At 51.9% G+C, this 9,666-nt stretch carries 9 protein-coding genes and 2 pseudogenes; 6 read left to right on the top strand and 5 right to left on the bottom strand.

The genetic code is table 11. From position 1 onward, the window contains the following. The 4 genes and pseudogenes from PN477_RS09485 to PN477_RS09470 form a co-directional block, all read left to right on the top strand. Positions 1-640 (top strand): annotated as a pseudogene (locus tag PN477_RS09485) (hypothetical protein); the annotation flags it as partial. 49 nt (positions 641-689) lie between these two features. Then, on the top strand, positions 690-1,412 hold the full coding sequence (locus tag PN477_RS09480) for a DUF4393 domain-containing protein (RefSeq protein ID WP_272115777.1): 723 nt from the start codon (positions 690-692) through the stop codon (positions 1,410-1,412). Further along, positions 1,409-1,897, top strand: a complete 489-nt coding sequence (locus PN477_RS09475) for a GNAT family N-acetyltransferase (RefSeq protein WP_272115775.1) — start codon at positions 1,409-1,411, stop codon at positions 1,895-1,897. Before PN477_RS09480 ends, PN477_RS09475 begins: the two co-directional genes overlap by 4 nt. Positions 1,898-1,900: 3 nt before the next feature. Continuing rightward, positions 1,901-2,125 (top strand): annotated as a pseudogene (locus PN477_RS09470) (hypothetical protein); the annotation flags it as partial. A gap of 64 nt (positions 2,126-2,189) precedes the next feature. On the opposite strand, the gene PN477_RS09465 reads toward PN477_RS09470, so the two are convergent. The 5 genes from PN477_RS09465 to PN477_RS09445 all read right to left on the bottom strand — a co-directional run bounded on the left by PN477_RS09465 (position 2,190) and on the right by PN477_RS09445 (position 7,300). Continuing rightward, positions 2,190-3,434, bottom strand: a complete 1,245-nt coding sequence (locus tag PN477_RS09465; protein WP_272115771.1) for an FtsX-like permease family protein — start codon at positions 3,432-3,434, stop codon at positions 2,190-2,192. A 116-nt stretch (positions 3,435-3,550) separates the two neighbouring features. After that, positions 3,551-4,273, bottom strand: coding sequence for a Stp1/IreP family PP2C-type Ser/Thr phosphatase (locus PN477_RS09460; protein ID WP_272115769.1), 723 nt, complete (start codon positions 4,271-4,273; stop codon positions 3,551-3,553). Positions 4,274-4,344: 71 nt separating this feature from the next. Next, on the bottom strand, positions 4,345-5,973 hold the full coding sequence (locus PN477_RS09455; RefSeq protein ID WP_417158784.1) for an ABC1 kinase family protein: 1,629 nt from the start codon (positions 5,971-5,973) through the stop codon (positions 4,345-4,347). Positions 5,974-6,197: 224 nt separating this feature from the next. After that, entirely contained in the window at positions 6,198-6,515 is a 318-nt protein-coding gene (locus PN477_RS09450; RefSeq protein ID WP_072620137.1) for a DUF6825 family protein, read from the bottom strand. Positions 6,516-6,586: 71 nt separating this feature from the next. Continuing rightward, positions 6,587-7,300: an NnrU family protein gene (locus tag PN477_RS09445; protein ID WP_272115763.1), complete on the bottom strand. Its 714-nt coding sequence runs from the start codon at positions 7,298-7,300 to the stop codon at positions 6,587-6,589. A gap of 243 nt (positions 7,301-7,543) precedes the next feature. On the opposite strand from PN477_RS09445, the gene PN477_RS09440 reads away from it, so the two are divergent. After that, positions 7,544-8,545: a LysR family transcriptional regulator gene (locus PN477_RS09440; RefSeq protein ID WP_272115761.1), complete on the top strand. Its 1,002-nt coding sequence runs from the start codon at positions 7,544-7,546 to the stop codon at positions 8,543-8,545. Positions 8,546-8,694: 149 nt separating this feature from the next. Next, positions 8,695-9,666 (top strand): serine/threonine-protein kinase (locus PN477_RS09435; RefSeq protein WP_272147205.1); only part of this gene is annotated, 972 nt, incomplete at its 3' end.

Genomic DNA, 9,666 nt, shown 5'->3' with positions numbered 1-9,666 from the left:
TGACCATCCAGAGGATTTGATGAATATGTCGGATGAATTTATTAGTAAAATACTCAAAGCAATTGATGAAAGACACACCAGCGAACGAGAGATTGCACTACATTTGAATGCTGAACAATATCGTGTACATTCAGCATTAGACACTCTTGTACAGAAAGAATATATCAAGGGAGCTAGAGCCTGGAAAGACGGAAAGCTTGAGTATGCGAAATGTACATTAACAGATAAGGGAAAAACCATGCTGCACCATCCTGAAGACTTTCCACAGCAAAGTCAGCCGAGTATCAAACAAGATTTCAACTTTCCTGGCAGCAATATTGCGAGTGTTACAGGTTCAGGCCACATAGACAAAGCAACTATCAATAACTATCCGCCAGAACAGCGTCAATCTCTTACTGAAGCTGCTCAGGAAATTCAGGAATTGCTCAACCAACTGTCACAAACTTACAATCCACCAAGCCCACTTAACAATTCAAAAATTGCTACGGCAGGTGTAGAAGTTATTGAGAGTAATCAAGCTCTTAAGTCAAAAATCATTAAAGTTCTTAAGGCAGGAGGTACGGAAACTTTCAAAGAATTAATTGATCATCCAGCTATCAATATTTTCATGGCTTGCATTGAAGCCTGGAAAGATGATTAATCCGTGTGAAGAATATCGTAAATTTTAAGATTATTACGAGGTACAGAGAATGGATGAAGAACCGGATGTTGCAAAATACTTATTGCTTAGTGAAGTTTATAAAGACACACTACAACCCACTGCTAAACAAATTGGAGGTGGACTAGAGTCAACAATAAAGGTATTACGCTTACTAATCGCTCCTATTGAACGTCTTGCGATTGAATCAGACCGTTGGCAGCATCATCTTAAAAAACTGTCAGACAGAGTTCCAGAAGAACAACGAATTGAGGCACACCCCCAAATTGTTGGGCCAGTGTTTGAAGCACTACGCTATGTTGATGAGTCTAGCGTATTAGCTGAAATGTTTATAAACCTTCTCGCTAGGGCAATTGATCGAGAACGTGTTAGAGAAGCACATCCAGCCTTTCCTAAAATCATTGCTCAATTGAGTGTCGATGAAGCTCATATTTTGTTTTGGCTCAAAAAAGATTTCTATATCTATCGTCAATGTTCATCCTTGGATCATCAATCGCAGACATTTAAATCAATAAAATTACTAGAAAATAGTTTTCCATTGAATCAACTTATTTATCCTGAAAATTTTGAAATCTACTTAGATCACTTACATAGTTTGAACTTGGCTGGTATATGGCAAGTTGGTAATCAAGAACCGATTTTTGACAAAGCAAGAAATATCCAGACTGGAGTTCATATTAAAAGTCATATTAAGCTCACTAGATTTGGAGAGCTATTTACCCAAGCTTGCGTTCCCAACGAAATTTCATCATGAGTTACACTGCTGAACCTGGAGCATTATCTGAAGAAGTTGAGAATATTTTTGATTGTGATGGTCGAGAATATCATCTTGAAATTGATTACTTTTTTGATAAAAACTGTCAGTCACAAGCTATTTACTTTTTTCTCAATCGGTGTGAGCGTAATAACCGCGTAGGCTATGCCTATTGCTTAATTGAAGACGGAAATCTGAAAATTGCTGACTTTCTAATTTACGATAATCAAACCTTTCAAAGTGGCATTGATAAGCTATTTAAACTCACTCATTGGAACGAACCTACTAACTACCGGAATAAGACTCTAGGGACTCAGTTACTACAACACATCATCAATGTTGCTAGACGGAAAGGGATTCATGAAATTGTTGGCGAATTGACGTATGAAGACCGGACACAACAACCATTCTTAATCGGATGGTATGAAAAACACGGCTTTACCATCGACCCCAAGAGTTATCAGATCAGATTCACACTAGCCTAAGCTATGACCTACGAAGTCAATAAACCCATTCTCAATAACTCCTTTGATGAACCTCAGCACTACTGGTTTATCCGAGATGGGTATGACCGGAATTACGGTCAGGCCGCCGCCCTGCGATCGTGTATCCCCCCCCGTGAGGGCAAGACGGAATGGGAGTTAGGCCGTGTTTTAGCGAAGTCCTCAGAATTTGCGCCAGGGTTCGAGATAACCTTGGTGAACCAGTTGCGATCGCCCCCGATGACGAATCCACCCCAGAGCAGAAGCCCTAACGACGCAGGGATGAGCGCAGCCCCTAGGCTTTAAAGACGATCGCCGGATCAACCCGCGTCACTTTTTGGATTGCGAACAAGGCCGACCCCACACACATCCCCATTGCCACCACCAGCACCCCCGCCGCCGTCAGGGGGGTAATTAAAATCAAAATGCCTTGGGTCGTCAGGGCCCAATAGGACACCCCCAAACAAAGGGACATCCCCGGTAAATAGCCCAACACCGACATCCAGAGGGCTTGTTCAATGATGATGCCGTAGATGAAGCGATCGGATGCGCCCATGGCCTTGAGCGTGCCGAATTCTTTAATGTGGTCGGATACTGAGGCGTAGAGAATTTGTCCCACAATTACCATGCCGACGATCACCCCCACCGCTGTCCCTAGGCCCAAGATGAAACCGATGCCGGTGCGGCGTTGCCAATAGGTGCGGGTGATGTCGGAGAGTTCTGCGGTGGTAAACACTTTTGTGCCGGGCAATTGATCCGTGAGGCGTGATTTTAAGCCCGCTAAATTTTCGGGGTCGGTGGCTTTAATCAGAATGAAGGTGATCGGGGTGGCTTGGTTGAGGGGTTCGGGGGCGGGGGGGTTGGGGGTGGCGATGGGATTGTCGGCGGTGTAGGTGTTGACGCAGTTGAGGTCGCCTTCGTCGTAGCGGCATTGCACTTCGGAGGAAAAGCCTGAATTGGTGTAGGCGTTGGCATTTTCCAGGGAGGTGAAGATATAGGAGCTTGAGGCGATGGATTGGGTGTCTTTGGTGACCCCGACGACGGTGGTGGGGCGGGAGTCGATGCGGGCGCGATCGCCCACTCCCTCCAAATGCAAAGAATCCAAATTGCTTTGATCCACCAGAATCGTATAGGGCTGCGTCAGATCCTCCACGTTGCCCGCTTGGAGCATACCCGGCACAAACAATTCACCCTGGGGATCAAAGCCAAAAATCCGCACTGAGGTTAATTCCTCGTTGGGAATGTACCAGCGGCCAAACCCCCGCATCACGGCTTCCGCTTTCGCCACGCCCTCCACCTCGGCGGCAATGGTGAGGGTGGCGAGGGCAATGGGTTCAGTCAGTTCTAAATAGACAAATTGATCGGAGGTAATCCACAGATCGGCTTTGGATTGATCGATCAACAGGGTGGTGGAGCGGGTAAACCCTTGGAGAATTCCGGTTTGGATCGTGACGAGGCTAACCGCAAACATAATGCCCGCCTGGGCCACCAGGAAGCGGGGCAAATCTTCAAACAGGTTACGACGGGCCAGCGATACCATAGGAACGTGAGCAGAGGGATCAATCGGTGCGTGCAGGGGAGACGTGGGCTGCTGTCTGCCGTTGAGACCCAGGACAGCCACCCCGCCGGTTCCGGGAAGGGCAACAACGGCGGCGATCAGGTTTCAGCGAGGATGACGACGGTGATGTTATCGGAGCCGCCGTTGGTTTTCGCAGCGTTGATCAGGGCGGCGGCGGCGGCTTCGCAGTCGTCGTTGCTGCTGAGGTGGGTGAAAATTTCGCGATCGTGGACTTCTTCGGTGAGGCCGTCGCTACAGAGGAGACAGCGATCGCCCGGCAGAATTTCCACCTGTTGAATATCCAATTGATTAAGGTCACGCCGCCCCAAACATTGGGACAACACATGCCGCCAAGGGTGATTCCGGGCATCTTCTGGGGAGAGATCGCCCATTTTCATCGCCCGTGCCACCCAGGTTTGATCTTCGGTGATCTGCTCTAAGGTATCCTGGCGCAGGCGGTAACAGCGAGAATCGCCAATATGGGCACACCAGGGCCGATCCTCTCGGAACACCAAGACGACGACGGTAGTACCCATGTCCGCCCGTTCGGGGTGGGTGTCTTGATCATCGAGGATGTCTTGATTGGCTTCCCAAATCGCCTTTTCGAGGAGATCAGGGGTGGTCAGGGTGGCGTTCCAATTTTCGTCAAGATAGGTCTTGATCGTTTCTGTGGCGATACGACTGGCTTCTTGACCCCCAGCGTGACCGCCCATCCCATCCGCAACAACGAAAAATCGTCCCTCAGGATCAATGTAGAAGTCATCTTGGTTGACTGAGCGGACAATCCCCGTGTCTGTAAGCCCCGTAAAGCGACGTGCCATAGCCCAATTTTTGCGTAAGTAATATTAGCGATTCACCTGTGATTCTAATCCCCTCCGTTGCGGGTGGGACATTATGGTAAGCGATCGTAACGATTTAGTTTTTGGAGCGATCGCAGCAGGAGCACACCGACCCCGATGGCCGCCAACGCGACGAGCACGGCTAGGATGATCAAATCATTGACCACGAAGAGGGTCGCCGATATCACCAGCCCCGTGAGCAGGATGGTGTGGTTGGTGAGCATCTGCACCATCCCCAAGCGGCGCAGGATGCGATCGGACTCGCTCGATCGCACCCGCACCCGAATATCACCACGATCGAGTTTTTCGATCGTGTCTTCGATGCGGCGGGGCAGGCCGAGGGCGGTGCTGCTGACCTGGGCCGCTTGGCGGCCCAGTTCATCGAGGATGCTGCCGCCGTTGTTGGGGTTGGTGTTGGTCATGATTTCCATTGCAAAGGGCTTCGCCACTTCCATAAAGTTAAATTCAGGGTCGAGACCTTTGCCCACCCCTTCGAGGGTGGAAAAGGCTCGCATCACAAAGGTGAAGGTGGCCGGAAAGCGGAAGGGTTGGTCATAGGCCACGTCGTAGAGGTCGTCGCTGATGGCGCTGATCGATTGCTCCTCAAAGGGCTTGTCCATGAAGTTATCGAGCATATATTGCACCGATCGCCGCACCGGGCCCATGTCGCCAATGGGTTGGAGAGCACCGAGTTTGATTAAGGAGGCAATGACGCGATCGCTATTCTTCTCCGCAATCCCAAACAGCGTCTCCATCAACCCGGCGCGGACATTGGCATTAATCCGCCCCATCATCCCGAAATCATAGAAAATCATCGCCCCATCGGGAGCCACCGCAATATTACCGGGGTGGGGGTCCGCATGGAAAAACCCATTATTGAGCAATTGTTGTAAATAGGCCTCCGCCCCTTGACGAGCCAACCGTTTACGATCTAACCCGGCGGCTTCTAGGGCCTCATAGTGGCTAATCTTAATCCCCGGCACATATTCCAAGGTCAAGACACGGGGGGAGGTATAGCGCCAAAACACCTTTGGGACTCGCACCCAATCAAACTCGCGAAAATGCCGCCGGAACATATCGGCACTCTGGCCTTCGAGGAGATAGTCCGTTTCTTCCCACAAAATCCGGCAACATTCTTCGTAAATCCCCAGCCAATCCCGACCCCGACCCCAGCGGGGATGATTTTGGAAATACTGCGTGATCCGCTTCAGGATGGCCAGGTCAATGGTGAAAAGTTTTTTCAGGCCGGGGCGCTGGACTTTGACCACCACGTCTTCGCCGGTGTGGAGTTGGGCGCGGTGAACTTGGCCAAGACTGGCGGCGGCGAGGGGAGTGGGGTCAAAACTGGCGAAGAGTTCGCCGATGGTTTTGCCGGTGTCGGCTGCAATGATGCTCGTGACCCGCTCAAAGGAAAAGGCCGGGACGCGGTCTTGGAGTTTGGTGAGTTCCGACACATATTCGATCGGGAAGAGATCCCCGCGTGTGGAGAAGAGTTGACCCACCTTGATGAAGGTGGGGCCCAGTTCGAGGAAGCTTTCGCGCACCCAGGCGGCTTGCTTTTGGCGACGGATGCGGCGTTTTTCGTCGGTGTAACCGCCGGGATACGTCCATTTTTTGGCATCCCACCACAATTCACTGATGAAGGTGAAGACAAACCGCCAAATGTCCATGCGGCGGCGCATGGGGGAGTAGTTGTCCCGATTCCAGCGATAGGTCGCCTTGCCCGCTTCGATTTGGGCGGGTTGGGCAGGGGTGCTGAGGTCAGAGGGGTAGGGGAGCGATCGTTGAGAAAGGGCAGACACGCGGTTTTTTATAGGGGGGGTAATAACAACGGACTATTAACAGAATTTAAATCAGCGGGAGAGGCACGAGTTTGGGGGACTCTAGCCTCATGGGACGATGGGATCTAGGTGCGATGGGTGGTGAGGGCTGAGCGGAGGCGGGCGATTTCGGCCCGCAGGTCGTCGATGGTTTCTTGGAGATCCGCCGGACGCTGGGGGGGATGGGATGCGGGAGATTCGGCGGCCGTGGGGTCAAAGTTGCCGAGGTCATAATCGGCGCGGCTCATCACTTCGGTGGTGAGTTGGCGGATGTTTTCGCGTTGCTCGGCTTCAAATTTACCGATATTGCTGAGGGTATCTGTGAAGGCGGCTTCGACTTTTTCGCCTAAGACGGAGGCGAGGGCGCGGCCAACAAAGAAAGCACGGGTAACGGGATCGCTCATGGGGTTAGTTTGCGTTAGGCTTCGTAACAAATTATATCGTAGGCATTCAATCGGGGCGGGATTTTGCTGGGCTACCAGGGAACTTTGGCGGTCATGACCATTAACCAGGGGTGTCCCCACCAGAGGAGGGCGATGAAGGCGCTGACTCCGAGGTAGGCGGGTTTGAGGAATTCCCGGAGGTGGAGGGTTTGGCGACCGTCGAGGATGGCGCGGAAGGGAAGGACGGAGGTGCGATCGCGCGCGGCAATGAAGGCCTCGCCGTACTTCTGGGCGAGGCGATGGTCACCGTGCCAGACGGCGAACAGGTGATGGGCGATCAAGCCGAGGGAGGTGACGAGGGTGAAGGTGGTTCCGAGCCAAAGGGTATGGGCGATGCACCAGATCACCTGGCCCACCATTTGAGGGTGACGGGTGATGCGCATGATGCCGGTTTCGTAGAGGTGGACTTCGGGTTTTGCGATCGCCGCAATTTCCAGCAAATTAAACGTGGCGGGATAGAGAAACAAAAAAGAAATCGCGCTCAAAATCCACACCGTCGCCTGCACTCCGGGCACGCCCTGCACCTGCCAGAGGGTCGCCCCGTCGTAGCGATGGTTAAAGAAGTAGATGATCAACACCGTGGCAAAGGGGATGCTCACTAGGGCAAAGCCGACGCGATAGAGTCGGGCCCCGATCAGCCCTTCGCCCCAGGGCCGCAGGGCGGCGAGGCCACTATGGGCGATCGCAAATCCGATCAGCAATGCCACCATCACCGTATGACTCGTTGTCCACCAGGCAAGATTCATCAATTTCGTTGTGGGAAAATCAATAGTTACATTTCTTCATCATTGACTAGCTTACGTTACTATCAACGCTTTGTTAAGTAATACTAATCAATATTACAGACGTTGATCCCGACTTATGATACTGTCATTGTCTAAGGGAGATTCTCTTCATTAACCTCAAGTTTTTGATAAAAGAAGTAAATCAAAGCGCATGGGTTAAAGGGGGAGTTTCCATCACTTTTCCTCACGCTCTCGTGGACAAGTATGTCTGAAATTCCGTTCACCCTGGATCAACTGCGCATCCTCAAAGCGATCGCAACCGAAGGCAGTTTTAAACGTGCGGCCGATAGCCTTTACGTCTCTCAACCCGCCGTCAGTCTCCAAGTCCAAAACCTTGAACGCCAAATGGACGTGCCCCTGTTTGACCGGGGTGGCCGTCGTGCTCAAATGACCGAAGCCGGACATCTTCTCCTCAACTACGGCGAAAAAATTCTCAGCCTTTGCCAAGAAACCTGCCGTGCGATCGAAGACCTCCAAAATCTCCAAGGCGGCACCTTGATTGTCGGAGCCTCCCAAACCACCGGAACCTATCTCCTGCCTCGGATGATTGGCCGATTTCGCCAACGCTACCCCGATGTTTCCGTTCAACTCCAAGTTCATTCCACCCGCCGCACCTCCTGGAGTGTCTCCAATGGTCAAGTGGATCTCGCCATCATCGGCGGTGAAGTGCCCGCCGAACTCCAAGACACCCTCCATGTCCGCCCCTACGCCGAAGATGAATTAGCCTTAATCCTGCCGGTGAATCATCCCCTCGCCACCGTCGAAACGATCCAGCGCGAGGATCTCTATCGCCTCAACTTCATCGCCCTTGACTCCCAATCCACGATCCGCAAAGTGATCGACCAAGTCTTAACCCGCTCTAATCTTGACCCCAAACGCCTCAAGGTGGAAATGGAACTCAATTCAATTGAGGCGATTAAGAATGCGGTGCAGTCGGGATTGGGGGCCGCCTTTGTTTCGATTTCCGCCATTGAGAAAGAACTCAAGATGAACGTGTTGCACCGGGCGACCATTGACAATATGGTGGTGCGGCGCACCTTAGCGGTGATTATTAACCCCAGTCGCTACCGCTCTAAGGCCGCTGAAGCCTTTGTCAAGGAAATTTTGCCAGAATTCTCGACCCAGGGTAATTTTTCACTCTTTGAACCCGCCGCCGACCCCAGCCCCGAAACGCCCCCCGTCTTAGCCGTTGAGACCAAAGAGTAAACGTCCCCATTCCAAACACTGAGGGTTACAGTGAAATTCTGACGGATAATATTGAACATTCCCCCTGGTCTAGCTAGGCTAGAGGGCAAGCCGCTTGATCTTGAACGGGATTGATCGCGCTCATATTTTTTTGCTTTTTTGGCTAGTTCATGGAAATTCTTTGTACCCGTCCAAGTTGTGGTTCCCGTAATCATTTTGCTGACCTTGATGATGCCAATACGCTCAAAACCACCCAACAAAAGTTTTGTACGCAGTGCGGGATGCCGCTGATTTTGGGAGGGCGTTATTTACCGACACAGCTTTTGGGGCAAGGGGGGTTTGGGGCGGCGTTTTTAGCCTGCGATCGCTACACCACCTCCCTCCGCAACTGCGTCGTTAAACAATTCCAACCGGCGGGGAATCTCTCTGCCCAACAACTCGAAATTGCCCAAGGCCTCTTTGAGCGTGAAGCCGCTGTGTTAGAAGATCTCGGCCGTGAACACCGTCAAATTCCCGACTCCTTTGCCTTCTTTCCCCTCGTGATTCCCGATCGCCAAGGGAACAAAGACGAGCAATTTTTCTATCTCGTGCAGGAATTTATTGATGGTCAAGATTTAGAGCATGAACTCGCCGCGAAGGGGAACTACAGCGAAGCCGAAATGCTAGAAGTGTTGCGAGAAATTCTTAATGTGTTGTCCTTTGTCCATGGGCGCGGCGTGATTCACCGCGATATTAAGCCCTCGAATATTATGCGCACGACCCAAGGGCGGTTGTATTTGCTGGATTTTGGGGCGGTGAAACAGGTAACGGCGGGGAGTGCCGGATCAGGACATTCGACGGGCATTTATTCCATGGGCTTTGCCCCCCCGGAACAGATGCAAGGGTCTCAGGTCTATCCCTCGACGGATCTCTATGCGTTGGGGGCGACCTGTTTAGTGTTGGTGACGGGGAAAGCGTCGGATCAATTGTTTGACACCTATAACAATTGTTGGACTTGGCGCGAACATGCGCCCCATGTGGGCGATCGCACCGCCGCCATCCTTGAAAAAATGATGCGCCCCACCCCGAAAGACCGCTTCCAATCCGCCGACGATGTGCTGCTGCTCCTCAACCACACCCCCGCCCCCCGCAGTGCCACGCCC

The sequence above is a fragment of the Spirulina subsalsa CS-330 genome, from assembly GCF_028330765.1.
Lineage (GTDB): Bacteria > Cyanobacteriota > Cyanobacteriia > Cyanobacteriales > Spirulinaceae > Spirulina > Spirulina subsalsa_A.
Note: the sequence above shows the minus strand (reverse complement) of the source record. Positions and strands in the feature narration are given on the sequence as shown.